This is a genomic window from Cellulomonas sp. KRMCY2 (assembly GCF_000526515.1).
Lineage (GTDB): Bacteria > Actinomycetota > Actinomycetes > Actinomycetales > Cellulomonadaceae > Actinotalea.
Map to the genome: position 1 here is coordinate 4,121,446 of NZ_JAGF01000001.1, position 25,862 is coordinate 4,147,307.

28 protein-coding genes are annotated in these 25,862 nt (G+C 72.2%); 8 read left to right on the forward strand and 20 right to left on the reverse strand.

The features are described 5' to 3' along the window. Positions 1 to 36 precede the first annotated feature (36 nt). The 5 genes from K415_RS0119375 to K415_RS0119400 all read left to right on the forward strand — a co-directional run bounded on the left by K415_RS0119375 (position 37) and on the right by K415_RS0119400 (position 4,411). Positions 37 to 1,485: a catalase gene (locus K415_RS0119375; protein ID WP_024288682.1), complete on the forward strand. Its 1,449-nt coding sequence runs from the start codon at positions 37 to 39 to the stop codon at positions 1,483 to 1,485. An 87-nt stretch (positions 1,486 to 1,572) separates the two neighbouring features. Continuing rightward, complete coding sequence (locus tag K415_RS0119380) at positions 1,573 to 1,944, forward strand: DUF1844 domain-containing protein (RefSeq protein WP_024288683.1); 372 nt, start codon at positions 1,573 to 1,575, stop codon at positions 1,942 to 1,944. 528 nt (positions 1,945 to 2,472) lie between these two features. Further along, entirely contained in the window at positions 2,473 to 3,054 is a 582-nt protein-coding gene (locus K415_RS0119390) for a hypothetical protein (RefSeq protein WP_231494939.1), read from the forward strand. Next, positions 3,051 to 3,854, forward strand: a complete 804-nt coding sequence (locus tag K415_RS0119395) for a S1C family serine protease (RefSeq protein WP_029664189.1) — start codon at positions 3,051 to 3,053, stop codon at positions 3,852 to 3,854. Before K415_RS0119390 ends, K415_RS0119395 begins: the two co-directional genes overlap by 4 nt. A 68-nt stretch (positions 3,855 to 3,922) precedes the next feature. Further along, a complete protein-coding gene (locus K415_RS0119400) occupies positions 3,923 to 4,411 on the forward strand; it encodes a spore germination protein GerW family protein (protein WP_024288684.1) in 489 nt (162 codons plus the stop codon). Positions 4,412 to 4,437: 26 nt separating this feature from the next. On the opposite strand, the gene K415_RS0119405 is transcribed toward K415_RS0119400, so the two are convergent. The 6 genes from K415_RS0119405 to K415_RS0119430 form a co-directional block, all read right to left on the reverse strand. After that, positions 4,438 to 5,160: an SseB family protein gene (locus K415_RS0119405; protein WP_024288685.1), complete on the reverse strand. Its 723-nt coding sequence runs from the start codon at positions 5,158 to 5,160 to the stop codon at positions 4,438 to 4,440. Continuing rightward, a complete protein-coding gene (priA, locus tag K415_RS0119410) occupies positions 5,160 to 5,888 on the reverse strand; it encodes a bifunctional 1-(5-phosphoribosyl)-5-((5-phosphoribosylamino)methylideneamino)imidazole-4-carboxamide isomerase/phosphoribosylanthranilate isomerase PriA (protein WP_024288686.1) in 729 nt (242 codons plus the stop codon). The genes K415_RS0119405 and priA overlap by 1 nt, the downstream gene beginning before the upstream one ends. Then, complete coding sequence (gene hisH, locus K415_RS0119415) at positions 5,889 to 6,530, reverse strand: imidazole glycerol phosphate synthase subunit HisH (RefSeq protein WP_024288687.1); 642 nt, start codon at positions 6,528 to 6,530, stop codon at positions 5,889 to 5,891. A 67-nt stretch (positions 6,531 to 6,597) separates the two neighbouring features. Continuing rightward, positions 6,598 to 7,044, reverse strand: a complete 447-nt coding sequence (locus K415_RS0119420; RefSeq protein WP_024288688.1) for a hypothetical protein — start codon at positions 7,042 to 7,044, stop codon at positions 6,598 to 6,600. Beyond that, positions 7,041 to 7,676, reverse strand: a complete 636-nt coding sequence (gene hisB / locus K415_RS0119425; protein WP_231494940.1) for an imidazoleglycerol-phosphate dehydratase HisB — start codon at positions 7,674 to 7,676, stop codon at positions 7,041 to 7,043. Before hisB ends, K415_RS0119420 begins: the two co-directional genes overlap by 4 nt. Continuing rightward, complete coding sequence (locus K415_RS0119430) at positions 7,673 to 8,806, reverse strand: histidinol-phosphate transaminase (protein WP_024288690.1); 1,134 nt, start codon at positions 8,804 to 8,806, stop codon at positions 7,673 to 7,675. Before K415_RS0119430 ends, hisB begins: the two co-directional genes overlap by 4 nt. Before the next feature lie 167 nt (positions 8,807 to 8,973). Between K415_RS0119430 and K415_RS0119435 the strand changes: the two genes are divergently transcribed. Further along, positions 8,974 to 9,402, forward strand: a complete 429-nt coding sequence (locus tag K415_RS0119435; RefSeq protein ID WP_024288691.1) for a DUF952 domain-containing protein — start codon at positions 8,974 to 8,976, stop codon at positions 9,400 to 9,402. Position 9,403: 1 nt separating this feature from the next. Here the strand turns inward: K415_RS0119435 and K415_RS0119440 are convergent, their stop codons facing one another. Both K415_RS0119440 and K415_RS0119445 read right to left on the reverse strand, forming a co-directional pair. Next, positions 9,404 to 10,036 (reverse strand): YgjV family protein, encoded by a 633-nt coding sequence (locus K415_RS0119440; protein WP_029664194.1) that lies wholly within the window; start codon positions 10,034 to 10,036, stop codon positions 9,404 to 9,406. Between the two features lie 57 nt (positions 10,037 to 10,093). Beyond that, the gene (locus K415_RS0119445; protein ID WP_024288693.1) at positions 10,094 to 10,933 is read right to left on the reverse strand and encodes an alpha/beta fold hydrolase; all 840 of its coding nucleotides are present in this window, start codon (positions 10,931 to 10,933) and stop codon (positions 10,094 to 10,096) included. A 108-nt stretch (positions 10,934 to 11,041) separates the two neighbouring features. On the opposite strand from K415_RS0119445, the gene K415_RS0119450 reads away from it, so the two are divergent. Next, the gene (locus K415_RS0119450; protein WP_024288694.1) at positions 11,042 to 13,303 is read left to right on the forward strand and encodes a RecQ family ATP-dependent DNA helicase; all 2,262 of its coding nucleotides are present in this window, start codon (positions 11,042 to 11,044) and stop codon (positions 13,301 to 13,303) included. A gap of 56 nt (positions 13,304 to 13,359) precedes the next feature. Here the strand turns inward: K415_RS0119450 and K415_RS0119455 are convergent, their stop codons facing one another. After that, positions 13,360 to 13,845: a hypothetical protein gene (locus tag K415_RS0119455; RefSeq protein ID WP_024288695.1), complete on the reverse strand. Its 486-nt coding sequence runs from the start codon at positions 13,843 to 13,845 to the stop codon at positions 13,360 to 13,362. After that, positions 13,842 to 15,170 (reverse strand): histidinol dehydrogenase, encoded by a 1,329-nt coding sequence (gene hisD, locus K415_RS0119460; protein ID WP_024288696.1) that lies wholly within the window; start codon positions 15,168 to 15,170, stop codon positions 13,842 to 13,844. Before hisD ends, K415_RS0119455 begins: the two co-directional genes overlap by 4 nt. A gap of 168 nt (positions 15,171 to 15,338) precedes the next feature. Between hisD and K415_RS0119465 the strand changes: the two genes are divergently transcribed. After that, positions 15,339 to 15,599 (forward strand): RNA-binding S4 domain-containing protein, encoded by a 261-nt coding sequence (locus K415_RS0119465; protein WP_369795260.1) that lies wholly within the window; start codon positions 15,339 to 15,341, stop codon positions 15,597 to 15,599. Between the two features lie 16 nt (positions 15,600 to 15,615). Here K415_RS0119465 and K415_RS0119470 read toward each other — a convergent pair whose 3' ends face one another. From K415_RS0119470 to ftsZ, 10 genes are all read right to left on the reverse strand, one after another. Beyond that, positions 15,616 to 16,023 (reverse strand): pyridoxamine 5'-phosphate oxidase family protein, encoded by a 408-nt coding sequence (locus K415_RS0119470; protein WP_024288698.1) that lies wholly within the window; start codon positions 16,021 to 16,023, stop codon positions 15,616 to 15,618. A 60-nt stretch (positions 16,024 to 16,083) separates the two neighbouring features. Further along, positions 16,084 to 19,629 (reverse strand): DNA polymerase III subunit alpha, encoded by a 3,546-nt coding sequence (dnaE, locus tag K415_RS0119475; RefSeq protein WP_024288699.1) that lies wholly within the window; start codon positions 19,627 to 19,629, stop codon positions 16,084 to 16,086. A gap of 69 nt (positions 19,630 to 19,698) precedes the next feature. Next, entirely contained in the window at positions 19,699 to 20,646 is a 948-nt protein-coding gene (locus K415_RS0119480; protein WP_024288700.1) for an RluA family pseudouridine synthase, read from the reverse strand. After that, positions 20,643 to 21,326, reverse strand: coding sequence for a signal peptidase II (gene lspA, locus K415_RS22235; RefSeq protein ID WP_024288701.1), 684 nt, complete (start codon positions 21,324 to 21,326; stop codon positions 20,643 to 20,645). Before lspA ends, K415_RS0119480 begins: the two co-directional genes overlap by 4 nt. Positions 21,327 to 21,329: 3 nt before the next feature. Next, on the reverse strand, positions 21,330 to 21,800 hold the full coding sequence (locus K415_RS22240) for a TraR/DksA family transcriptional regulator (RefSeq protein ID WP_024288702.1): 471 nt from the start codon (positions 21,798 to 21,800) through the stop codon (positions 21,330 to 21,332). A 113-nt stretch (positions 21,801 to 21,913) separates the two neighbouring features. Then, entirely contained in the window at positions 21,914 to 22,630 is a 717-nt protein-coding gene (locus tag K415_RS0119495) for a DivIVA domain-containing protein (RefSeq protein WP_024288703.1), read from the reverse strand. Positions 22,631 to 22,749: 119 nt separating this feature from the next. Then, positions 22,750 to 23,037 (reverse strand): YggT family protein, encoded by a 288-nt coding sequence (locus K415_RS0119500; protein ID WP_024288704.1) that lies wholly within the window; start codon positions 23,035 to 23,037, stop codon positions 22,750 to 22,752. Position 23,038: 1 nt separating this feature from the next. Further along, positions 23,039 to 23,524 (reverse strand): cell division protein SepF, encoded by a 486-nt coding sequence (locus tag K415_RS0119505; protein WP_024288705.1) that lies wholly within the window; start codon positions 23,522 to 23,524, stop codon positions 23,039 to 23,041. A gap of 124 nt (positions 23,525 to 23,648) precedes the next feature. Next, on the reverse strand, positions 23,649 to 24,431 hold the full coding sequence (locus tag K415_RS0119510) for a polyphenol oxidase family protein (protein WP_024288706.1): 783 nt from the start codon (positions 24,429 to 24,431) through the stop codon (positions 23,649 to 23,651). Continuing rightward, a complete protein-coding gene (ftsZ, locus tag K415_RS0119515) occupies positions 24,428 to 25,729 on the reverse strand; it encodes a cell division protein FtsZ (protein WP_024288707.1) in 1,302 nt (433 codons plus the stop codon). Before ftsZ ends, K415_RS0119510 begins: the two co-directional genes overlap by 4 nt. Positions 25,730 to 25,862: the final 133 nt, after the last annotated feature.

Genomic DNA, 25,862 nt, shown 5'->3' on the forward strand with positions numbered 1-25,862 from the left:
CCACCACGCAGGGATGCCTACCAGGAAGGAACCACCGTGCAGAACGACCCGTTCACCACGTCCCAGACCGGATCCCCGGTGCCCAGCGACGCACACTCCCTGACCACCGGACCCGATGGCACCACCGCGCTGCACGACCGCTACCTGGTCGAGAAGCTGGCTCAGTTCAACCGCGAGCGCATCCCGGAGCGGATCGTGCACGCCAAGGGCGGCGGCGCGTTCGGCGAGTTCGTCGTGACCGGCGACGTCGAGCGCTACACCCGCGCGGCGGTCTTCGCGCTCGGCGCGGTCACCGAGACCCTGCAACGCTTCTCGAGCGTCGCGGGCGAGCAGGGCAGCCCTGACACCTGGCGGGACGTGCGCGGGTTCTCGGTGAAGCTCTACTCGACCGAGGGGAACTACGACATCGTCGGGAACAACACCCCGGTGTTCTTCATCCGGGACGGGATCAAGTTCCCCGACTTCATCCACTCCCAGAAGCGACTGCCGGGCTCCGGCCTGCGGAACCCCGACATGCAGTGGGACTTCTGGACGCTCTCCCCCGAGTCGGCCCACCAGGTCACCTACCTCATGGGCGACCGCGGACTGCCGCGGAGCTGGCGTCAGATGCCCGGCTTCGGCTCGCACACCTACCAGTGGATCAACGCCGACGGCGAACGGTTCTGGGTGAAGTACCACTTCAGGTCCAACCAGGGCAACGCCGAGCTGACCGTCGACGAGGCCCAGGAGATCGCCGGCGCCGACGCCGACCACTACCGACGTGACCTGTACACCGCGATCGCAGCCGGCGACTTCCCCTCGTGGGACCTGCACGTCCAGGTGATGCCCTACGACGACGCGAAGACGTACCGCTTCAACCCGTTCGACCTGACCAAGGTCTGGCCGCATGCCGACTACCCACTGATCAAGGTCGGGACGCACACGCTGAACCGGAACCCGGAGAACTTCTTCGCCCAGATCGAGCAGGCCGCGTTCTCGCCGGCGAACCTCGTCCCGGGCATCGACATCAGCCCGGACAAGATGCTCATGGCGCGCGTCTTCTCCTACCCCGACGCCCAGCGGTACCGCGTCGGCACCAACTACAACCAGATCCCGGTCAACGCACCGCACGCGGCTCCCGTGCACACGTACACGCAGGACGGCGCCGCGCGGCACGGCTTCAACCCGCCGTCGACCCCGGTCTATGCCCCGAACTCCTTCGGCGGGCCGGTCGCCGATGCAGCGCGGGCGGGCGCCGGCAGCTGGGAGAGCGACGGCGAGCTCGTGCGCACGGCTGCGACCCTGCACGCGCAGGACGACGACTTCGGCCAGGCCGGGACGCTGTACCGCGACGTGTTCGACGACGCCGCGAAGGCCCGCTTCCTGGCGACCCTGACCGGTCAGGGCCACGCCATCACCTCGCCCGAGATCAGGGAACGCTTCTTCTGGTACTGGACCAGCGTCGACGCCGGGCTCGGCGCCCAGCTGCGGGCGGCGTTCGCCTGATCGGGCGACCGGGTTCATGACCGAACGGCCGGGGGTTCGCACCGCACGGGCGCGGGCCCCCGGCCCGGCAGTGAGAGGATCGGCGTCATGCCCGACCTGACACCCGTACAGCTCGCCCCGACCGCCTCGGCGGTCCGTGACATCGCCGAGGTCGCCGCCGTCGAGGTGATCACGACCGCGGCCGTGCACCTGATGAGCGCCGCCGCCGTCAAGTGCGGGTTGAGCGAGGACGCCGGGGGCCTGCGGGGCGCCGACCTGACCGACCTGGACGAGGCGCGCAAGCTGATCACCGCCCTGGCGGGCCTCGTCACCGCCTCGGCGCCGGACCTCGGCAACCAGCACGCGCGGTCGCTGCGGGACGGTCTGCGCTCGCTCCAGCTGGCCTTCCGCGAGGCGTCCCCGTTCCCGGACGCCCTGGGCGAGGGCCCCGGCGAGGACCTGACGGGTCCGGTCAGCTGACCGGCAACGTGCCTGACCTGCCGCAATCCTGCGGGGCACGGCACGGACACCCCGCCCGCCCCGGCGCCGACTCTCCTATCCTGGTGCGATGACCGACCCGTCGACGGTCCCCGGATCCGCGCCCCCCGAGGCTGCGGACCTCGGTGAACTCGCGCGCCTCGGCACCGGCCGGCACGCACCGGTCTCCGAGATCGCCGTCGAGGTCGCCGCCGACGACCCTGTGCAGGGCGACGTCCCGGAACCTGTGGGCGATGCGCTGCCGCAGCAGCAGGGACGAACGGGAGCGCGCCGCGCCTCGCGGGAGGCACCCGCCGACGACGCACCCACCCCAGACGATCCCCCGACGACGCACCCACCCCAGACGATCCCGCCAACGACGCACCCACCCCAGACGATCCCCCCGACGACGCACCGGCCCTCACCGATCCGACGGACGACGACGCACCCGCCCTGCCCGACCCGACGGACGACGACGGATCGGTCGCCGGGTCCGAGCAGCCCGCGCCGAGCGTGCCGACAGTGCCGCCAGTGCCGCACGTACCGACCCACGTGACGACGACCGCGGCCGCGACGACCCCCGGCGGCCACCGCCATCGGCGCAGGCGTCGCCTGTACACCGTCCTGACGGTGCTCCTGGTCCTCGCGCTGGTGGCCACCGCAGGGGTCGGCCTCCACCTGTATCGCACCTCGCAGGCCTGGGAGGACCGGTCCGGGACCTACCTGGCCGAGGCGCGGCACCTCGGCGAGGAGGTGGCGGCGACCCGCGCCGAGCTGGACGGGACACAGGCCGAGCTCGACGCCGTCCGCGCCCAGCTCACCACCGCCCAGGATCGGATCCGAAGCCTCGCAGACGAGAAGGCCCAGCTGCGCGACGACAGCGAGATCCAGCGCCAGGTCGTCGACTACCAGGAACGTGTGACCGACGCCGCCGGCCGGGTCGCGCTCGCCCTGGACGAGTGCGTGCAGGGCCAGAACCAGCTCATCGGCTACATGGAGAACGCGGCGGCGTACGACCCAGCGGAGCTCGAGCAGTTCGGGCTGGACGTGCAGGCCCTGTGCCAGGCCGCGACCGAGGCGAACACCGCCCTGCAGCGCGAGCTCGCCCGATGACCGCGCGGTCGGTGCAGAACCACCACCCGAGCGACCGCGACCGACGATCGCGGGTCCGCTCCCCCGCGGCGGGCGCCGCCGCCGCCGTGCTGGCGTTCGCGACGCTCGCCGGCTGCGCCACGCTCGAGGACTTCCCGCAGATGCCGGGCCCGGCAGCGACCGGCTTCGTCCCCACCGAGGCGCCGGTCGTCGTTCCGACCGAGATCGGCAACCTCTCCCCGGACGGCTTCGACGCCGTCGAGCGGATGGCGGTGCGGATCCGGAACGTCGGCTGCAGCTCGCTGTCCACCGGGTCGGGCTTCGCGTACGACTCCACCACCTTGATCACGAACCGGCACGTCGTGTCGGACTCGGCCGAGCTGCAGATCTCCACCTACGACGGTCGCGACATCGATGTGACGGCCGCGAGCACCGCGGCGATCGCCGACCTCGCGGTCGTGCGCACCGCGGAGGAGCTGCCGACGTTCGCCGAGCTGGCCGACGTCGACCCGGTGAGCGGCGATGCGGTGACCGTCGTCGGCTACCCGCAGGGCGGCGCGCTGACCCTGACGACCGGCCAGGTCATCGGGACGACGACCGACCCGATGAACGAGAACCTCGGCGAGGTCCTGGTCACCGATGCGCCGGTCGAGCCGGGCAGCTCGGGATCGGCCGTGCTGGACGAGGACGGGCGCGTGGTCGGTGTCGTCTACGCGAAGAACGCGTCGGGGCAGAGCTACATCGTGCCGGTCAGCACGCTGCGCAACCTGCTCGCCGACGACGCGGCGTTCACGCCGACGACCGGCTGCGGCACGCCCTGACCCTCGGACCCGCCTCGGGCCGCCGATCCCCTCCCGCCGGCCGGTCCGCACGGTGCACGATGGGACGCATGAGCACCCCGGAGAACAGCTCCACGAGCACAGGCCCTGAGCAGCACCGCCCCGACCGGGGCGACCACCCCGGTCGGCGGCGGCGCGGCAAGGTCGGCCCGCGGGGCGCGGCCACCATCCCGCGGGTCGCGGCGGACCTCCTGCACGTCCGGCGCGCCTTCGGCGAGCCTGTCCGGCACGACGACGTCACGATCGTCCCGGTCGCCAGGGTGGTGGGCGGCTCCGGCACGGGCTACGGGACCGGCGCCACCGCCGGCGACGGGTCGGGCCAGGAACCCGGTGGGTCAGGTGACTCGGCCTGGGGCACCGGCAGCGGTGGCGGCTTCGGGATCCGGATCACGCCGATCGGCGTGTACGTCGTGCGCGGCACCGACGTGCAGTGGCAGCCGGCGATGGACCTCAACCGCACGATCCTGGGCGGGCAGATCGTCGGCGGGATAGCCCTGGTCGCCCTGGCCTGCGCCCTGCGCAGGCGTCGCCGCGCCTGATCCCGCGCGCCTCCGAGGGCGGCAGCTCAGACGGACGTGACCCGGAGCTCGAGGGTGTCCACGGCGCCGGTCACGACCTCGTCGGCGGCGAGGCGCCCGCCGACCTGCGCGAGCAGCCGATCGAGGCCTGCCCGGTCGAGGCCACGACGGAGCCCGAGAACGACGGCCACCTCGGCGCCGGTCCCGGGGACGGCGTCGACGGCGACCACGTGGTCGAGCGCACCGACGGCAGCCACGACGGCTGCCCTGACGTCGGACCGCACCTGCCCCGCACCGGTGGCCGGGACCCACTGCGCACCTGCGGCGAGGGCCTGCACCGCCGGCCGAGGCACCACGACCGTGACCGGACCACCGGGGTCGAGGACCAACAGCTCCCAGCCCTCCTGGAGGGCCGACGCCGCGGCGCGGACGGACTGCGCCGGCACCGGGCGGGCATCCGTGCGCCAGGCCGTCATCGTGGCGACGCTGCTGAACACCGGCAGCGCGGTGCGCCCGTCCGGCGTGCGCAGCGCGACGACGCCCGCGGACGCCTCCTTGTCGACGACCAGCCCGGTGTCGGTGGTGTCGCAGGCCTCGAGCTCCGCGAGCACCGGGACGAGCACGCGCGCGGCGGCGAGCACGACGACGACGTCTCGCAGGGTCGCCGAGCCGACGGCGAAGCCGGTGAGGGTGGCCTGCAGGTCCTGGTCCGCGGCGCCGTCGTCGCCGGCGAAGGGCGACGGCGGGGGCAGTGCCCTGCCGGTGGCCACTACGGCCGTCCGGCGACGTCCAGGGCCTGCGGCAGCGTGAACGCGCCGGCATACAGCGCCTTGCCGACGATCGCGCCCTCGACGCCCTCACCGACCAGGCCACGCAGCACCGCGAGGTCCTCGAGGCTCGAGATCCCGCCGGACGCCACGACCGGTGCGTCCGTGCGGGTGCACACCTCGCGCAGCAGCTCGACGTTGGGACCGCGCAGCGTGCCGTCCTTGGTCACGTCGGTGACGACGTACCGGGCGCACCCGGCACCGTCGAGGCGCTCGAGCACCTCCCAGAGGTCGCCCCCCTCCCGGGTCCAGCCGCGCGCGGCCAACGTGGTGCCGCGCACGTCGAGCCCGACCGCTATCGCGTCACCGTGCTCCGCGATGACCCGCGCGGTCCACTCGGGGTCCTCGAGCGCGGCCGTGCCGAGGTTGACCCTCGTGCACCCGGTGGCGACCGCGCGGGCGAGCGATGCGTCGTCGCGGATCCCGCCGGACATCTCGACCTTGACGTGCAGCGCCGCGACGACCTCGGCCAGGAGATCGGCGTTCGAACCGCGTCCGAACGCGGCATCGAGGTCGACGAGGTGGATCCACTCGGCACCGTCGGCCTGCCAGTCGAGGGCAGCCTGCAGGGGGCTACCGTAGGAGGTCTCGGACCCGGCCTCGCCCTGGACGAGGCGGACGGCCTGCCCGGCGGCGACGTCGACGGCCGGCAGCAGCTCAAGGCGTCGCATTCAGAGTCCCTTCAGGCTGGTGACCCAGCTGGTCAGCAGATGTGCACCGGCGTCGCCGGACTTCTCGGGGTGGAACTGCGTCGCGCACAGCGGCCCGTTCTCCACGGCTGCCACGAACGGACCACCGTGATCGGACCAGGTGACCGCAGGTGGCGCGAACCGGGCGTCGCCCAGGGCGGCGAACGTGCGGGCGGCGTAGGAGTGCACGAAGTAGAACCGCTCGTCCTCGATCCCGTCGAAGAGGACGCTGCCCGCCGGTGGCGTGACCCGGGACCACCCCATGTGCGGCACGACCGGGGCCTCGAGCCGGTCGACGACACCCGGCCACTGGCCCAGCCCGTCGGTCCGGACCCCGTGCTCGTCGCCGGCCTCGAACATGATCTGCATGCCCACGCAGATACCGAGGACGGGCCGGCCGCCGGCCAGGCGCCGGTCGATGATCAGATCACCACGGACGGCCCGCAGCCCCGCCATCACCGACGCGAAGGCACCGACACCCGGCACGACGAGCCCGTCGGCCGCACCGGCCGCCGTGGGGTCCGCGGTCAGCTCGACCTGCGCACCGACCCGCTCGAGCGCGCGCACGGCCGAACGGACGTTGCCGAAGCCGTAGTCGAGGACGACGACGCGAGGGGAGGTCACGGCGCGAGTTTACGGCGAGCCGACTGCCGGTCCCGGCCGTGTCCACCGCCGTGCGGGACGCACCACCTCAGCGCTTGCGGCCGGCCTTGGCTGCCGCCGCCAGGATCCGCATCGCCTTCCAGCGGGACATCCCGGCAGAGGTGACCACACCCGGCAGCTCGCTCGCGGACAGCTGGCCGAGCAGCAGCTGCTCGACCTCGGGCGGCGCACCGTCCAGCATCAGGGCCGGCGAGAGCTCCTCGTCCTGCTTGCCGTCGGCCCACCGGGCAGCGGTCATCTGCCCGTCGCGCTGGGTCAGCAGGACGACCGGCGTGTTGGACAGCATCTGCGAGATCACCTGCGCTGCGGTCTCGGGGTCGCCGATCCCGGTCGAGCGGCACACCGCAACCGCGCCGATGGCCGTCGGCACGGCGTCGATCGGGATCTTGCTCATCGCGCACGCCGCGGCCAGCCCTTCGGGCACCGCGACCTTGGTCAGGATGACCGCGGTCGCGGGCAGGTCCAGGTCGGTCACAGGGCGCCCTTGGTCGACGGGACGCCCTCCACGCGAGGATCCGGCGCCACCGCGGCGCGCAGGGCCCTGGCCAGGGCCTTGAACTGCGCCTCGACGATGTGGTGCGGGTCGCGGCCGGCGAGCACGCGCATGTGGATGCAGATCCCGGCATGGTGCGCGATCGACTCCAGGACGTGCCTGGTCAGCGAGCCCGTGAAGTGGCCGCCGATCAGGTGCAGCGCCTGACCCTCCGGCTCGCCCGAGTGCACGAGGTACGGCCGACCGGAGACGTCGACGACGGCCTGCGCGAGCGCCTCGTCGAGCGGGACGAGCGCATCGCCGAAGCGGGCGATCCCGGCCTTGTCCCCCAGCGCCTGTCGCAGCGCCTCGCCGAGCGCGATCGCGACGTCCTCCACCGTGTGGTGCACGTCGATGTGGGTGTCCCCGGTCGCGCGTACCACCAGGTCGATCAGGGAGTGCTTGCCCAGCGCGGTGAGCATGTGGTCGTAGAACGGCACGGTCGTGGAGATCTCGGTCCGCCCGGTCCCGTCGAGGTTCACCTCCACCAGGACTGTCGACTCCGACGTCGCCCGCTCGATGCGCGCGGTCCGGGCGACGCGTCCCACGGGGCTCCCGCCAACAGCTGTGCTCACAGTCCTGCCACCTCCACCAGGGCGTCCTTGAACGCCGCCATCTCCGCCGGTGTGCCGATCGACACCCGCAGCCAACCTTCCGGTCCGGTCTCCCGGATCAGCACCCCGCGGTCGAGCAGACCCTGCCAGATCGCGTGCCGGTCGTCGAACATGCCGAACAGCACGAAGTTCGCGTCGGTGTCCGGGACGGTCAGTCCACGGTCCCGCAGCCAGGTCACCGTGACGTCCCGCTCGGCCCGCAGCGAGCCGACCTGCGCCATCAGCTCGGTCGAGTGGGCGAGCGCCGCGCGCGCGACGGCCTGGGTCACGGCCGACAGGTGGTACGGCAGACGCACCACCCGGAGCGCGTCGATCAGCGCCGGAGCCGCGGCGAGGTACCCCACCCGTGCCCCGGCCAGACCGAAGGCCTTGGACATCGTGCGGCTCACGGCGAGGTTCGGGTGGTCGGCGAGCAGCTCGAGCGCGGACGGCGTGCCGGCCCGCCGGAACTCGCCGTACGCCTCGTCCACCACGACCACGCACCCACCCGGGACGCCGTCGGCCGCGGCGAGGACGCCGGCGATGCTCGCTGGCCGCAGTGCCGTGCCGGTCGGGTTGTTGGGGCTGGCCAGCAGGATCACCGACGGCACGTGCCGCTCGATCTCGGCGACGACCTCGTCGGGGTCGAGCGTGAAGTCCGCTGCCCGGCGGCCGGCGATCCAGGCCGTGGCGGTGTCCCGCGCGTACTCGGGGTACATCGAGTACGTCGGCGCGAAGGACAGTGCGGTGCGCCCGGGACCGCCGAAGGCCTGCAGCAGGTGCAGCATGACCTCGTTCGAACCGTTCGCCGCCCAGATCTGCTCGGGTCGCAGCGTGACACCCGACTCCCGCAGCAGGTAGGTCGCCAGGTCGGCCCGCAGCGCGTCGAAGTCACGATCCGGGTAGCGGTTCAGTCCGCGGGCCGCCTCCGCGACGGCGCCGGCGATGTCCGCGACCACCCGGTCGGACGGCGGGTAGGGGTTCTCGTTGACGTTGAGCAGCACCGGGACGTCGAGCTGAGGTGCACCGTAGGGCTCGATCCCGCGCAGCTCGGGGCGCAGCGGGAAACCCGGTCGCGGGTCGGACCCGGCGCGGGCGAGGTCGGCGGTCACGTGCTCGATCGTAGTCAGGTCGACCGCCTCGGCCCGCAGGCCGGGCCGCGCGCGGACGCACGCGCACCGCCGACCTGTCGTCGTCACCGACACCGCCGTCACAGGCACTGCCGCCACAGGCACCGCCGCCACAGGCACCGCCGCCGGGACGGCGATAGGTTCGCCCGATGAGCACAGTCCTGCACCTGGCCGAGCGGACCGACTGGACCGCTGCGGTGCGCAGCGGCTCCTACGACCGCTCGACGCGCGGCGCCTCGGTGGCGCAGACCGGGTTCGTGCACGCCTCGACGGCGGACCAGATGCCCAGGGTCGCGGACGTCGTGCACGCCGGCGTCCCGCCGGAGGATCTGGTGCTGCTGGTGGTGGACCTGGAAGCCCTCGCGCTGGCCGGGGTGCCGGTGCGCTGGGAGAACCTCGACGGCGGCGACGAGACCTTCCCGCACATCTACGCGCCGCTGCCGACGTCCGCCGTGGTCGCGGCGCTGCCGGTCACCCTCGACGACGCAGGGCACGTCCGACTGCCCGACCTCGGTGGGCTGGACGTCATCGACCGCCGCCTTGCGGCGCCGTCCGAGCCGCCGCCCGGCGGAGAGTGACTCAGGCGTCGACGAGCTCGAGGGCCTGCCGATCGCCCTGACGGACGAACCCGACCGCACGCAGGTACTTCTCGGACGCCGCCATCCCGGGCGAGGCCAGGACACGATGGGTGCCGAGCGCCGCGAACGGCCCGTCGGCCCGGAACACGAACTCCCCCGGCGTGAAGTCGCGGAACGGCGGCAGCACGTAGTCGAGCACGACCTGCTGCTCGTCCGGCGTGTCGCCCGCCCTCGAGAGCACGACCCCGACGAGCTGGTCACCGGTGCTCACCAGGAACGCGTGCTCGGCCACGGCCGGCACGTCGGACGGCAGGTCGGGGTTGAACGCGACGATGTCGGCGCGGTGCCGGTCGAGCAGGTGGCGCAGGTACGGCTCCCGCACGCCGATCGGGACGACGTCGTAGGCACGCTCGTCGTGCCGCTCACGGAGCAGGCGGGCGATCACCCAGAGGTTGATGCCGACCAGCACGACGTTCATCGCCACCATCGGCCAGACGCCGACCAGCGCGTTGTAGCCGATCAGCACCGCACAGGACACGGTGTTGAGCACGCGGAACCGCATCACGCGGGTCTGCAGCAGGGAGGTGATCAGGACGGCTGAGCCGAGCCAGCCGATGATCTCGAGCACTGGCACGGGCACACTCCACCGATCAGAGGTCCGGACGCCGTTGTGCGTCCCTCGTCGGCGATCCTACGGCCCGGCGAGCACCGTCCCGTCGATCCAGTCGATCAGCAGCTCACCGACGGTGCCGGGCTGGTAGATGTCACCGTGGTCGGCTCCGGGCACGAGCTCGACGGTCACGTCGTGCCCGGCGTCGTCCAGCAGTGCGGCGAAGTCGCTGGTGAACGCGGTCGGGACGTCGCTGTCCGACTCTCCGTGCACGAGCAGGTAGGGCACGTCCGGGCGCTCGTCCACCCACGTGAGCGGGTTCCCGGCCGCCCAGAGCTCGGCGTCCTCGTCCTGCCCGACGCCGAACAGGTTCCGCGCGAGCCCGCCCGTGCGGGTGACGTCATAGGGACCGGCCAGGCCGACGACAGCGTCCGCCGCGTGGTCCGGGTACGCGCAGTCCCGGGCCCCGGCGGGGTCGGGCTCCGGGACGAGACCGACGAGTGCGACGAGCTGGGCGCCGGCGGAGTGCCCGACGAGCACCACCGGGACGCCCGGTACCTGCGCGGCGGCGAACGCGACAGCACAGCGGACGTCGTCGACCGGCGTCGGGTAGAAGGCATCGGTGCCGGAGGTGCCGTACGTGATCGTCACGACCGCCAGGCCGTCCTCGGCGAGGGCCGCTGCCAGGGGGGCCAGGCCGCCAGGATCGGCGCTCGACCAGCCACCGCCGGGCACCAGCACCACGACGGCAGTCGGCTCGGTCCCGGTGGGCAGGTCGATCGTGGCGGACAGGCCGTCGCGGTACTCGGTGGGCCCCGCCGCCGACGAGCCGGGCGGTTCCGGCGTCGGCTCAGGGTCGGCCGGTGCGCAGCCTGCCAGGAGCACCATCACCAGGGCCAGGTAGGCGGTGCTGCGTCTCACCCGGCAAGTCTCGCACCGCGCGGTGCGGCGCGGGGATGATCGGTCCGGAGCGGTCCGGAGCAGGCCCGGTCGTCCGCAGGTGTCGGCACCGGCTGAGAGACTGCGCTGATGCCTCCCGACGCACGACCCCACGACCTGCCTGCCCGGCTGCCGTCGAGCGCAGCCCTGCGTGCCCGCGCGGAGGAGGTCCTGCGCAGGCTCGTCGGCCGCCAGGACGCCGTCCTGCGCGAGGACCAGTGGTCCGCGATCGAGGCCCTGGTCGCCGATCGGCGACGGACGCTGGTGGTGCAGCGGACCGGCTGGGGAAAGTCGGCGGTCTACTTCGTGGCGACGGCGCTGCTGCGCGAGCAGGGTTCCGGTCCGACGGTCATCGTCTCCCCGCTGCTCGCCCTGATGCGCAACCAGGTCGACGCCGCGCGTCGGGCCGGGATCGCAGCCGAGACGATCCACTCGGCGAACACCGACGAGTGGGAGCAGGTCCATGACCGGGTCGCGGCCGGGACCACCGACGTCCTGCTGGTCTCGCCGGAGCGGCTGAACAACCCCGGCTTCCGCGACGAGGTGCTTCCGCGGCTGGCACACGACGCAGGGCTGCTCGTGGTGGACGAGGCGCACTGCATCTCCGACTGGGGGCACGACTTCCGGCCGGACTACCGACGGATCCGCACCCTGCTCGCCGAGCTCCCGCCCGGGACGCCGGTGCTCGCCACGACCGCCACCGCCAACGCCCGGGTCACCGCCGACGTCGCCGAGCAGCTCGCCCACCACGGCGCCCAGGACCCGGACGCCGCCGAGGCGAGCGACGGCCTCGGGCAGGCAGCGGCTCGTGACGCCGACGCGGTCCTGGTCCTGCGCGGGTCGCTCGATCGCGAGAGCCTGCACCTGGCGGTGCGCGAGCTGCCCGACCACGCCGCCCAGCTCGCGTGGCTGACCACCAATCTGCCGGCCATCACGGGTTCTGGCATCGTGTACTGCCTGACCGTCGCGGCTGCGGAGCAGGTCGCCGCCCACCTGCGCGGCGCGGGTCTGGCGGTCCGGTCCTACACCGGCCAGACCGACCCGGCCGAGCGCCTCCTGTGCGAGCAGGACCTGCTCGACAACCGGGTCAAGGCGCTCGTCGCCACCTCCGCCCTCGGCATGGGCTTCGACAAGCCCGACCTCGGCTTCGTCGTGCACCTCGGCGCGCCCAGCTCCCCGATCGCCTACTACCAGCAGGTGGGCCGGGCCGGCCGTGCCACCGAGCGCGCCGAGGTCGTGCTGCTGCCCGGTCGCGACGACCGGGCCATCTGGGACTGGTTCGCCTCGATGGCGTTCCCGCCGGAGCAGGCGGTCCGGGCCACCCTCGCGGCCCTCGACGGCGCGCACGGACCGATGTCGACAGCAGCGCTCGAGCCGATGGTCGACCTGCGCCGCAACCGCCTCGAGCTCATGCTCAAGGTGCTCGACGTCGACGGCGCGGTGCATCGGGTGCGCGGCGGCTGGGAGTCGACCGGCCAGTCGTGGTCCTACGACGCAGAGCGTTACGCGCGGGTCGCCACGACGCGGCGCGCCGAGCAGGACGCGATGCTCGACTACGTCGCGACCCGGGGGTGCCGGATGGCCTTCCTGCGTGCCGCCCTCGACGACCCGGACCTCGATCGCGACGAGGACGGCGCGTCCGCCTGGCGATGCGGGCGGTGCGACCGGTGCGGCGGCTGGACGCAGGACGCGGCGCCGGAGGCCGCAGCGGTGGCAGCCGCCCGTGCTGCGCTGGCGGTGCCAGGGGTCGAGCTCACACCGCGGCGGCAGTGGCCGAGCGGGATGTCGGCGCTGGGGATCGAGCTGTCCGGCAGGATCGTCGCCGGCGACGGCGCCGAGGCCGGTCGTGGCGTGGCCCGCCTGGACGGTCTCGGCTGGGGCGGGGCGCTGCGCGAGATGTTCGCGGTCGGGCCGGGCGGCGGGACCGTGGACGGGCCCCTGCCGGTCGGTCTCCGGGCGGTGGTCACCGAGGTGCTCGACGCCTGGCGGGACGACCTCGACGGCGCGATCGACGGCGTCGTGGTCATCCGATCAGCGACCCGGCCGGTGCTGACCGACCACCTCGCGGCCGGCGTCGCGCGTCATCTCGGCGTCCCGCTCGTGGGGGCGGTCGTCCCGGACCCTGCGCTCCCGCCAGGTCGGCACGACGTGAACTCCGCACAACGGCTCTCCGGCGTGGTGCGACGGCTCCGCCTGGACCTGACGCCGGCTGCCGCGGCGGGCCTGGCCGGACGCTCGGTGCTGCTCGTCGACGACCGGTACGACACCGGCTGGACGATGACGGTCGCGGCGCGGCTGCTCCGGCGGGCCGGCGCGCGGGCCGTGCACCCGTGGGTGCTGGCCGTCGGCTGACGGCTGCTCTGCTCGGTCTGCGCCGCGTGGTGTGCTCATTCTGCGCTGCGTGCTGCTCAGTCTGCGACGAGGACCGTCAGCTCGACGCGGGTGCCGATCCACCGGACCGGCGGCTCGGGTGCGAGGTCCGGCTGGGCCGACACCGTGACGACCTCCCCGCGAAGGAGACCCGTGATCGTGCAGGCGGCCGGCACGTCGGGCCGGGGTGCGACGCCGCAGGAGAGCCGCACGTCCCGCACGTCGTCCGCAGCGAGGAGGTCGGCGACCCCGACCAGCGCCTGCTCGGGCTCGGCCGACGTGGTCCAGCACCGGACCGCTGTGGCACAGGGGACCTCCACGCCACCGCCCGCCAGGACGAACCGCTCGGCGAGCCGGGCGTGCGCGTCCAGCGTCGCAGCGTGCCGCGACGCGGCCAGGGCCGGGACGCCGTACACCCCGACCAGAACGAGCAGCACGGCCAGCAGCACGAGACCGCCGAGCACGCGCATCGGCCTGCGGTCCGCGGGCAGGAGCGGGTCACGGACCGACGAGGCAGTCGTCATCGACCGAACCGGGCCCGAACCGCCTCACCGTGCGCCGGCAGGTCCTCGTCGTCGGCGATGGCGACGATCCGGTCAGCCAGCGTCGCCAACGCGTCGGCGTCGTACTCGATGACCTGGACCGCCCTGAGGAAGCTGTGCACGCCCAGCCCGCTCGCGTAGTGCGCGCAGCCGCCGGTGGGCAGCACGTGGTTCGAGCCGGCCATGTAGTCGCCGAGGGACACCGGCGAGTAGGACCCGACGAAGATCGCTCCGGCGCTCGTGACCCGGTCGGCGACCGCTGCGGCGTCAGCGGTCTGCACCTCGAGGTGCTCCGCGCCGTAGGCGTTGACCACAGCAAGGCCCTGCTCGAGGTCCTCGACCAGGACGACGGCGGACTGCGGACCCGCCAGTGCTGTGGCGACCCGCTGCGAGTGCCGCGTCCCAGCCACGACGGCCGGCAGGAGGGCGTCTACCGCGTCGGCCAGCTCGACCGAGTCCGTCACCAGGACCGAGGCCGACGTCGGGCCGTGCTCGGCCTGGGAGACCAGGTCGGCGGCGACGTGACCGGCATCGGCGCCGGCATCGGCGAGGATCGCGATCTCGGTCGGACCCGCCTCGGAGTCGATGCCGACCGTCCCGAGCACGAGGCGCTTCGCTGCGGTCACGTACTGGTTCCCCGGGCCGGTCACGACGTCCACCGGCTCGCACAGGATCTCGCCGTCCTCCGGCGTCTGGCCCGCGGCGCCGTAGGCGAGCATCGCGATCGCCTGTGCACCACCTGCGGCGTAGACCTCGTCGACACCCAGCAAGGCGCACGCGGCGAGGATCGTCGGGTGCGGCAGGCCGCCGTTCTCGACGCGGGGCGGGCTGGTCACGGCGAGCGAGCGCACGCCCGCCTCCTGCGCGGGGATGACGTTCATGACCACCGATGACGGGTACACAGCCAGCCCGCCCGGCACGTACAGACCCACGCGTCCGACCGGCAGCCAGCGCTGGCGCACCTGGGCGCCAGGAGCGAGGTCGATCTTCAGGTCGTCCGGCACCTGCGCAGCGTGGACGGTGCGCACCCGGGTGATGGCCTCCTCGAGCGCAGCACGCACCCCGGGGTCGAGCGCGGACAACGCGTCGGCCAGGGCCTGGGCCGGGACGCGCAGGTGCACGGGCCGCACACCGTCGAAGCGCTCGGCGAGGTCGCGCAGCGCGGCCGCACCGCGGTCGCGGACGTCCTGCATGATCGGGGCGACCAGCTCGGCCGCACCCGCGACGTCCAGGTCGGGACGGGGCAGCACCTGGGCGAGCTGACGGGGGGTCAGGGGCCGGCCGCGGAGGTCGATGCGCGAGATCACGGACCGAAGTCTAGGTCGGCCGCCGCTGCGGCGGGCGGGGTCGGCGGGCGTTGAGACGCGAACCACTCGCAGCGCCGGGAGCCCGTGCCGGACGGTGCCCGCTGCAAGGCTGTGCCCGCTGCAAGGCTGTGCCCGCTGCCGGTCTGTGCCCGGTGCCAGACTGTGCCCATGGACCCCGACGACACACCGTCCGCTCCGATGCACGAGGGCACCGAGACGGTCGAGGTGGCCGGCAGCATGATCCGCCTCGGTCAGCTCCTCAAGCTGGCCGGGATCGCCGAGTCGGGCGGGCACGCACGCGCCCTGCTGGCCGATGGCGAGGTCCGGGTCAACGGTGAGATCGAGCAGCGCCGCGGTCGTCAGCTCTCGACCGGGGACGAGGTCGTCGTGGCCCTGCCGGGTGGCGACCACCACCTGCGCGTGAGCTGAGGTCCCGGCCGGGACCTCAGCGGGTCATGTAGTCCGAGCCGAGCACCCGGTCGACCGCGAGCCGCAGGACGACGCGCCGCGGGTCCTCCTCGAGGTGCCGGTACCGCACGGCGTACCGACGCATCGCGTCGTCGATCTCCGCCCGGTCGCGGACGACCACGATCGTGCCCTCGAAGGTCAGCCAGCGCCCGCCGTCGACCTGGCAGACCGCGGCCCGGGCCGGCTGCCCGGCCGATGCGGCGGCCTCGACGTTGCGGACCTTGGCCGACGTGCTCCGGGTGGTGATCCGCAGGACTCCCTCGTCCGGGTCCCAGGTGAAGCCGACCGGCACGACGTGCGGGGTGCCGTCGGCGCGCAGGGTCGTGAGGGTCGCCAGGTGCCGCTCGGTGACGAAGACATGCTGCTCCGGCGTCAGATGGACCACCCGGTGAGTCTAGGTTGCCCGTTCGGGCACGCCGAGCGGCGCTGCAGGCGCGGCGGCAGCTCAGGTGGCGAGGCAGCCCGGACCGAGCAGCGCCTTGAGGTCGCCGAAGAGCGCCGGGGACCGGTCGATCCGCAACCCCTCCTCGAGCCGCATGACCGTGGACCGGCCGGGCTGGGTCAGACGCAGGTGCACCTCGGTCACACCGGGATGGGTGCCGAGGATCTCGCGCAGGCGCTCGACGACGGGCGGGGTGCAGCGCGAGACCGGCAGGGTGATCGTCACCGGCTTGGTCTCGACCGACGAGACATCGGGCAGCCAGACCTCGACGGCCTGCAGCTGCATCGTCTCGTCGCGCCGCCTGACCCGGCCACGGATCGTGACGACGGCATCCTCGGCGAGCGCCGTCGAGTACGCCAGGTACGTCTCACCGAAGAACATGATCTCGACCGAGCCGTCGATGTCCTCGAGCGTCACCGCAGCCCAGGGGTTCCCGTTCTTGGACATCTTGCGCTGGAGCGACGTGATCAGTCCGCACACGGTGACCATCGAGCCGTCGGCACGCGTGTCGTCGGCCATCAACGTGGCGATCGAGCAGTCGGCCGCGGCGGCAAGCACGTGCTCGAGACCCGAGAGGGGGTGGTCCGAGACGTACAGGCCGAGCATCTCCCGCTCGAAGGCGAGCCGCTGCTTCTTGTCCCAGTCCGGGACCGCCGGCACGTCGACCGTGAAGGACAGCGCCCCGGCGTCGTCGGGCGCCCCGCCGAAGCCGGCGAAGAGGTCGAACTGCCCCTCGGCCTCCTTGCGCTTGACGCCAATGACGGCGTCGACGGCCTGCTCGTGCACCAGGAGCAGGGCCCGCCGGCTCGGTGCGAGGGAGTCGAACGCGCCGGCCTTGATCAGCGACTCGATGGTGCGCTTGTTGCAGACCACCGCCGGCACCTTGTCGAGGAAGTCGGTGAACGAGGCGAACTCACCCTTGCTCTCCCGCGCCGCCACGATCGCGTCGACGACATTGGCACCGACGTTGCGCACAGCCGTCAGGCCGAACCGGATGTCCACCCCGACGGCGGTGAAGTTGGCGGACGAGGAGTTGACGTCCGGCGGGAGCACCGTGATGCCCATGTGCCGGCACTCCCCCAGGTACAGCGCCGACTTGTCCTTGTCGTCGCGCACGCTGGTGAGCAGCGCGGCCATGTACTCGGTCGGGTAGTTGGCCTTGAGGTAGGCCGTCCAGTACGAGACGACGCCGTACGCGGCGGAGTGCGCCTTGTTGAAGGCGTAGTCCGAGAACGGCAGCAGGATGTCCCACAGCATCGTGACGGCGGCCATCGAGTAGCCGCGCTCGCGCATCCCGCCGGAGAACTTCTCGAACTGCTGGTCGAGCTCGGACTTCTTCTTCTTGCCCATCGCGCGGCGCAGGATGTCCGCCTGGCCGAGCGTGTAGCCCGCGACCTTCTGGGCGACGGCCATGACCTGCTCCTGATAGACGATCAGGCCATGGGTGGCGCCGAGGATCTCCTCGAGCGGCTCGGCGAGCTCCGGGTGGATCGGCACGACCGGCTGCATGCCGTTCTTGCGCAGCGCGTAGTTGGTGTGCGAGTTGGCACCCATCGGACCCGGCCGGTAGAGCGCGCCGACCGCTGAGATGTCTTCGAAGGTGTCGGGCCGCATGAGCCGGAGCAGGGTCCGCATCCCACCGCCGTCGAGCTGGAAGACACCGAGCGTGTCGCCCCGACCGAGAAGCTCGTACGTGGCCGGATCATCCAGCGTGAGCGACTCGACGTCGATCGGCGTCTTGCCGTTCATCGCGATGTTGGCCAGCGCGTCATCCAGGATCGTCAGGTTGCGCAGCCCGAGGAAGTCCATCTTGATCAGGCCGAGGCCTTCACAGGTCGGGTAGTCGAACTGCGTGATCATCGCGCCGTCCTGCGGGCGGCGCATGACCGGGATGATGTCGATCAGCGGCTCGCTCGACATGATCACGCCGGCCGCGTGCACGCCCCACTGGCGCTTCAGGCCCTCGATGCCCTTGGCGAGCTCGACCACGCGCTGCGCGTCGGGGTCGGTGGCATGGATCTGGCGGAACTCCTCGGCCTCGGCGTACCGCTTGTCCTCGGGGTTGAAGATCCCGGAGAGGCTGATGTCCTTGCCCATGATCGCCGGGGGCATCGCCTTGGTGAGCTTCTCCCCCATCGCGAAGGGGAAGCCGAGCAGCCGGCTCGAGTCCTTGAGCGCCTGCTTCGCCTTGATCGTGCCGTAGGTGACGATCTGGGCGACGCGGTCCTCGCCGTACTTCTCGGTCACGTACCGGATGACCTCGCCGCGGCGGCGCTCGTCGAAGTCCACGTCGAAGTCGGGCATCGAGACGCGGTCCGGGTTGAGGAAGCGCTCGAAGATCAGCCCGTGCTGCAGCGGGTCGAGGTCCGTGATCCGCATCGCGTAGGCAGCCATCGACCCGGCACCCGAGCCACGGCCGGGCCCGACCCGGATCCCGTTGTCCTTCGCCCAGTTGATGAAGTCGGCGACGACGAGGAAGTACCCCGGGAAGCCCATCTGGGTGATGACCTCGGTCTCGTAGACCGCCCGCGCCCGGACCTCGTCCGGGATGCCACCCGGGTAGCGGTAGTGCAGCCCCTTCTCGACCTCCTTGACGAACCAGGAGGTCTCCGTCTCCCCCGCCGGGCAGGGGTAGTTCGGCATGTAGTTGGCGTCCGTGGCGAACTCGACGCTGCACTGCTCGGCGACCAGCAGGGTGTTGTCGCACGCCTCGGGCAGCTCGGCCCACAGGCGGCGCATCTCCTGGGCGGACCTGACGTAGTAGCCGTCGCCGTCGAACTTGAACCGGTCCGGGTCGGACAGCGTCGAGCCCGAGTTGATGCACAGCAGCGCCTCCTGGGAGGCCGCGTCCTCGCGCGTGACGTAGTGCAGGTCGTTCGTCGCGATCAGGGGCGCGCCGATCTCCTGGGCGATGCGCAGCAGGTCCTTCTGCACCCGACGCTCGATGTCCAGGCCGTGGTCCATCAGCTCCACGTAGTAGCTGTCACGACCGAAGATGTCCTGGAAGTCGCCCGCTGCCCGCAGGGCCTGGTCGTACTGCCCGAGCCGCAGCCTGGTCTGGACCTCACCCGACGGGCAGCCGGTGGTCCCGATCAGACCCGTGCCGTAGGTGGACAGGAGCTCCCGGTCCATCCGGGGTGCCTTGCCCATCTGGCCCTCGAGCGAGGCGAGCGAACCGAGGCGGAACAGGTTGTGCATGCCCTGCGTGGTCTTCGCGAGCAGCGTGATGTGCGTGTAGGAGCCGTTCGCCGACACGTCGTCCGACTTCTGGTGCTGCTCACCCCACTTGACCCTCGTCCGGTCGTGCCGGCTCGTCCCGGGAGTCAGGTACGCCTCGAGGCCGATGATCGGCTTGATGCCGGCCGCGGTCGCCTTCGACCAGAAGTCGTACGCACCGAAGAGGTAGCCGTGGTCGGTCATGGCGATGGCCTTCTGGCCCTGCCGGTTCACCTCGACGAAGAGGTCGCCCAGCCGTGCCGCACCGTCGAGCATCGAGTACTCGGTGTGCGCGTGCAGGTGGACGAAGTCCGATCCACCCGCGTCAGCCATGACCCAGATTCTAGGTGGCCCCACCCACATCCCTGACCACCGGCGCCGGCCAGGTCAGGTCCGGCGCGGCTACGTGTAGGTGTCGCGCAGGATGGCGAGGGCCGTGGCCAGGTCCTCCGGGTACTCGCTGGTGACCTCGAGCCGGCGTCCGGTCGACGGGTGCTCGAAGGCGAGCCGCATGGCGTGCAGCCACTGCCGGGTCAGACCGAGCCGCGCCGCCAGCGCGGGGTCGGCGCCATAGGTCACGTCACCGACGCACGGGTGCCGCAGGGCCGCCATGTGCACCCGGATCTGGTGTGTCCGACCGGTCTCGAGGTGGACCTCGACCAACGAGGCCGCCGGCACCATCTCCAGGACCTCGTAGTGCGTGACCGACGGCTTGCCCGCTGCGGTGACGGCGAACTTGTAGTCCGAGCTGGGGTGCCGGCCGATCGGCGCGTCGATCGTGCCGGTGGTCGGCTCCGGGTGGCCCTGGACCACGGCGTGGTAGATCTTCTCGACCGTGCGCTGCTTGAAGGCGCGCTTGAGGGCGGAGTACGCGTGCTCGCTCTTGGCCACGACCATGAGGCCGGACGTCCCGACGTCGAGCCGGTGGACGACACCCTGGCGCTCGGCCGGCCCGGAGCTCGCCAACCGGTACCCCGCAGCAGCGAGCGCGCCGACGACCGTCGGCCCGGTCCAGCCGGGGGACGCGTGCGCCGCGACCCCGACGGGCTTGTCGACGACGAGCAGGTCGTCGTCCTCGTAGACCACGCGCATCCCGGGCACGGGCTCGGAGTTGCCGAGCACGGACGCGGCGGTCGCTGCGTCGTCGAGCGCGTCCACGTCCACCTCGAGCCACGCGCCGGCGACGAGGCGGTCGGACTTGCCGACCGGCTGCCCGTCGAGCACGACGAGACCGGCGGCGGCCAGGTCGGCGGCCCGGGTCCGCGAGACTCCGAGCAGCCGCGAGAGGCCGGCGTCGACCCGCTCTCCGGCCAGGCCGTCCGGGACCGGGAGGGACCGCAGGGAGCTCACAGCTCCTCCGCCCGCGCATCGACCGTACGTACCTCGGGGCGGGACTCCGACGGCGCGTCGGCCGTGGCTTCGGCCAGGCCGTCGGCAACGGACTCCGGCCGCTCGTCGAGCCCGGCATCCGACGGGTCGCCGGGCGCGGCATCCGACAGGTCCGCACCGGCGGGCTCGACGCCGTCCGCAGGGACCGGGACCGGCCGGCTGCCGTCGACGCCGATGCCCCGCATGCTCAGCGCGACGATGAGCAGGGCCGCCAGGACGATGGCGATGTCCGCGACGTTGCCGACGAAGATGTCGCCGTAGGCGATGAAGTCCACCACGTGGCCGCGGGCGAAGCCCGGCTCCCGCAGCAGCCGATCGACGAGGTTGCCCAGCGCGCCGCCGAGCAGCAGCCCGAGCGCGACGGTCCAGCCACGCGACCCGAGCCGCTTGGCCACCCGAAGGATCACCACCGAGACCGCCGCTGCCACGATCGTCAGGAGCCAGGTCATCCCGGTGGCGATGCTCAGTGCGGCGCCAGGGTTGTACAGCAGGCTCAGACCGAGGAGATCACCGATCAGCGGCGTCCGCTCACCCTCGACGAGGGACTGGACCGCCCAGACCTTGGTCAGCTGGTCAGCCACCAGGACCAGGACAGCCAGGGCGAGCAGGATCAGGACGAGCGGGCGACGGGTGCTGCGCACGGTTCAGCGACGCTCCTGGCGGGCCTTGCAGCTCACGCAGAGGGTCGCCCGGGGGAACGCCTGGAGGCGAGCCTTGCCGATCGGCTCGCCACAGGTCTCACAGGTGCCGAAGCCCGCTGCCCCGACGCGGCGCAGGGCGTGCACGTTCTGCTCGAGCAGATCACGCGTGTTGTTGACGAGCGTCAGCTCCTGCTCGCGCTCCAGCGCGCTCGAACCCGAGTCGGCCTGATCATCACCCGCACCGTCACCCGAGTAGCGCAGCAGGGCGGACAGCTCGGCGTCGGCCTCGGTGAGCTCGACCCGGAGTCGCGCGATGTCCAGCGCGAGCTCCTCGGCGATCGCGCGGACCTCCTTGACGGTCCACGGCTTCTCGCCCTCGCGGACGGGGAACGTACGCACGACCTTGGCCAGGTCGGGCATCTCGTGGACGGTCCCGGGGTCGATCGTCGCGCTCAGGGCGTCGTCGGCGGCCATGGTTCTCCTGTCGCAGAAGGTCACGCGAGAGTAGACCTCCCACGGGGGACACACAACGCACCACACCGGTCACCCCGGTGTGGTGCGTCGCGCAGGTGGTGCGAGGCTCGAGATCAGCCGTTGAAGCCGAGGCCCTGGTCGCCCGTGCTGCCGGGCCGCGGGGCGACCGAGCTGCCGCGCGCATCCAGGTCGCCGAGCAGGTTCTCCAGGTAGCTCTTCAGGCGGGTCCGGTAGTCCCGCTCGAAGACCCGGAGCTCGTCGATCTTGCGCTCGAGGAGGCTGCGCTCCTGCTCGAGCTGGGCGAGCGTCCGGTTCGAGGTCTCCTCGGCCTCCCGCACGATGCGCGTTGCCTGGGACTTGGCGTCCGTGATGATCCGGTCGCCCTCCTCCTGGCCCGATCGCACGTAGTCGTCGTGCAGCTTCTGGGCCAGCTGGAGCATCCCGGTGGCGGACTCCGGCTCGCTCACCCGCTGCGGTGCGGCAGCGGCCGTGACGCGCTCCTGGACAGCCGTCGGTGCCGGCGCGGCGGCGACGACCGGTGCAGGCGCGGGAGCCGGCTCGGGCTCCGCCACCGGCTCGGACTGCGTCTGCGCGAACGGCGACGCCTGGACCGGCGCCGCGTTGGCTGCACCCGAACGGCTCAGCTCGGCGATCCGGCGCTCAGCGGCGGCAAGCTTCGCCTTGAGGTCGTCGTTCTCTGCCGTGACCGCCCTGAGCGTGTTGACGATCTCGTCCAGGAAGTCGTCGACTTCGTCCTGGTCGTAGCCCTCCCGGAACTTGGTCGCCTGGAACTTCTTGTTCAGGACGTCGTCTGCGGTGAGCAGAGCCATGATGTCACCTCGGTTGATCGCGCTGGTCGGACCGGGCAGTCCGCCGACCGCCACGCCTCACGGTAGCGGACAATGCCTGCTGCGCAGGTTGGTGCGGCGCCTTTGGCACGGCGTGTCGGTCAGACGGCGCTCAGCAGCGCCATCAGGATGTAGCACGCGATCAGCACGATCATGAAGGCCAGGTCGAGCCGGAACGCGCCGATCGTCAGCGGCGGGACGAAGCGCCGGACCAGACGGAGCGGCGGGTCGGTCACGGTGTAGACGACCTCGAAGACCACGATCCACACACCGCGCGGCCGCCAGTCGCGGGCGAAGGCCTGGACCCACTCGAGGACCAGTCGCACGAACATGATCAGGACGAAGAGCCACACGACCAGGTACAGGACGTCGGCAACGGCTCCGAACATGTCAGCTCTGGTTGTAGAAGCCGGCGCGCTGCTCGCCGGCGACGACCTGCTCCTCGCTCGTGACCTCGACGTGCTCGGGCGACAGCAGGAACACCTTGCTGGTGACCCGCTCGATGGCACCGTGCAGTCCGAAGATCAGTCCGGCCGAGAAGTCGACGAGGCGCTTGGCGTCCGCGTCGGTCATCTCGGACAGGTTCATGATGACCGGCGTGCCTGACCGGAAGGCCTCGCCGATGACGCGCGCGTCGTTGTACGAGCGCGGGTGGATGGTGGTGATGCGGCGCAGCTCGGGCGCCTGGGCATGTCCCTGACCTGCGGCGACCTGCCCGCGGGAGGACGCTCGGTTGATCGGCGTCACGTCGGCCTCATACTCGTGCGGCACGGTGTACTCCTGGTCGTACTCGTCGACGTACTCGTCGCCCTCGGCCGGCCGGTCGTCCTCGGCCAGACCCAGGTACAGCATCGTCTTGCGCAGCGCTCCGGCCATCGCGGCCTCCATCCCAGAACGGTCCGTTGTGGACCGCCGCCCCAGGGCTGCGATCCGGTCGTCACTGACGCTAACCCCTCGCACCTGCGCCGCTGCGGCGACACGCCACACGCGGCGCGGCTGCTCAGGATCGCGGCAGGAGCCTGACGACACCGGCGAAGCGCCCGTGCGGCCGGCGTGAGCCGTCGACGCTCGACCCGCGGTGCGAGAACCAGCGCTCGTCGGTCAGCGTGCAGCCTCCGACGGCAACGATCTGCCCGATGCCGCAGGACATCAGCTGACGGGTCACGGCGACCGGCAGGTCGAGGGCAGGCGTGCCCCAGGACGTCGTCGAGGCGCTGCCCGGGACGGCCGCGTCGACCTCGCGCCGGAGATCGGCCGGCACCTCGTAGCACCGGCCGCACACCGCCGGCCCGACGGCCGCCCGGATGTGGCCGACCCGGGCGCCGTGGGCGACCATGACGGCCACGGCTGCCGGGACCGCACCGGCGACCACCCCACGCCGTCCGGCGTGCACGGCCGCCACCACGCCGGCGCGCTCGTCCGCCAGCAGGACCGGCACGCAGTCCGCGACCAGCACCGCGAGCGCGAGCGTGTCGAGGGTCGTGACCAGCGCGTCGGCCACGGCGACGGGCTCCTGGGACGTCGGCGGGCTGCGACACACGTGCACCTGCGCGCCATGGACCTGATGCGGATAGGCGATCGGTGCACCGACCCATGCCTCGAGCCTCGCCCGACGCGCCAGGACCCGGTGCTCGTCGTCGCCGAGGACGAGACTGAGGTTCTGTGCCGCCCCGTCGGGCTGAGCGGGATCGGGCTGAGCGGGATCGGGCGTCGCAGTCGTGAAGGCGGCACGGACGCCCTGCCCGAGATCGACCTCGAGCAGGGCGGGTGCCGCAGACGTCACTGCGGGTTCTTGAGGAAGTCGGGCAGGTCGAGATCGTCGTTGCTGCGGCGCGACGCGCGGTCCTCGAAGACCCGAGGGACCTCGACCGCGCCGGTGCCGGGCGTGTGGTCGTCCGTCAGGAACGACGGCACCGAGATCTCCTCGTGGGCCGCGCCGTCGCCGGACGGCACCGGACGCGCGGCACCGGCGTGTGCCGGGGTCGTACGCCAGCCCTCCGACCCGCTCTGCGGGGTGGGGATGCTCGGCGGCAGGTCGCTCGACGTCGGGCGCACCGGGTGCTGCTCGGCAGCGGGTGTGCGGGGGGAACCGCTGACCTGGCCGAGCGCCCTGCTGTCGCGACGGATCGTCGGGGACCCGCTGTCGAAGCCGGCCGCGATGACAGTGACGCGGACCTCGTCGCCGAGCGCGTCGTCGATGACCGCACCGAAGATGATGTTGGCCTCCGGGTGGGCCGCCTCCTGGACCAGCCGTGCTGCCTCGTTGATCTCGAAGAGGCCGAGGTCCGAGCCGCCCTGGATCGAGAGCAGGACGCCGTGCGCACCGTCGATGCTCGCCTCGAGCAGCGGCGAGGAGATCGCGAGCTCGGCAGCCTGGACGGCGCGGTCGTCGCCGCGAGCCGACCCGATGCCCATCAGGGCGCTGCCTGCGCCCTGCATGATGCTCTTGACGTCCGCGAAGTCGAGGTTGATCAGGCCGGGGGTCGTGATCAGATCGGTGATGCCCTGGACACCGGAGAGCAGCACCTGGTCGGCGGAGTGGAAGGCGTCGAGGACCGAGACCGATCGGTCCGAGATCGACAGCAGGCGGTCGTTGGGGATGACGATGAGCGTGTCGACCTCGGAGCGCAAGCCGTCGATGCCGGTCTCCGCCTGCACCGAGCGACGCCGGCCCTCGAAGGTGAACGGGCGCGTGACGACACCGATCGTCAGGGCACCGAGCCCGCGGGCGATGCGCGCGACGACAGGCGCCCCGCCGGTGCCCGTACCGCCACCCTCACCTGCGGTGACGAAGACCATGTCCGCGCCGCGCAGCACGTCCTCGATCTCCTCGGCGTGGTCCTCAGCCGCCTTCTTGCCGACCTCGGGGTCCGCACCCGCGCCCAGGCCGCGGGTGAGCTCGCGGCCGACGTCCAGCTTCACGTCCGCGTCGGACATCAGCAGCGCCTGGGCGTCGGTGTTGATCGCGATGAACTCGACACCCTTGAGGCCGACCTCGATCATCCGGTTGACGGCGTTGACGCCACCGCCGCCGATCCCGACCACCTTGATGACCGCCAGGTAGTTCTGCGGAGCTGCCACGTCGGTGCCTCTCGTCCTGCTACGGCCCCCAACCTTCACGTTCAACCGGAAGGTTAGAGTTATGTCAGATGCTGTCAGGAGCGACGCTAGGTCGCGCAACGGCAACCGGCAACGACCGAAGGCGCGTGTCGCG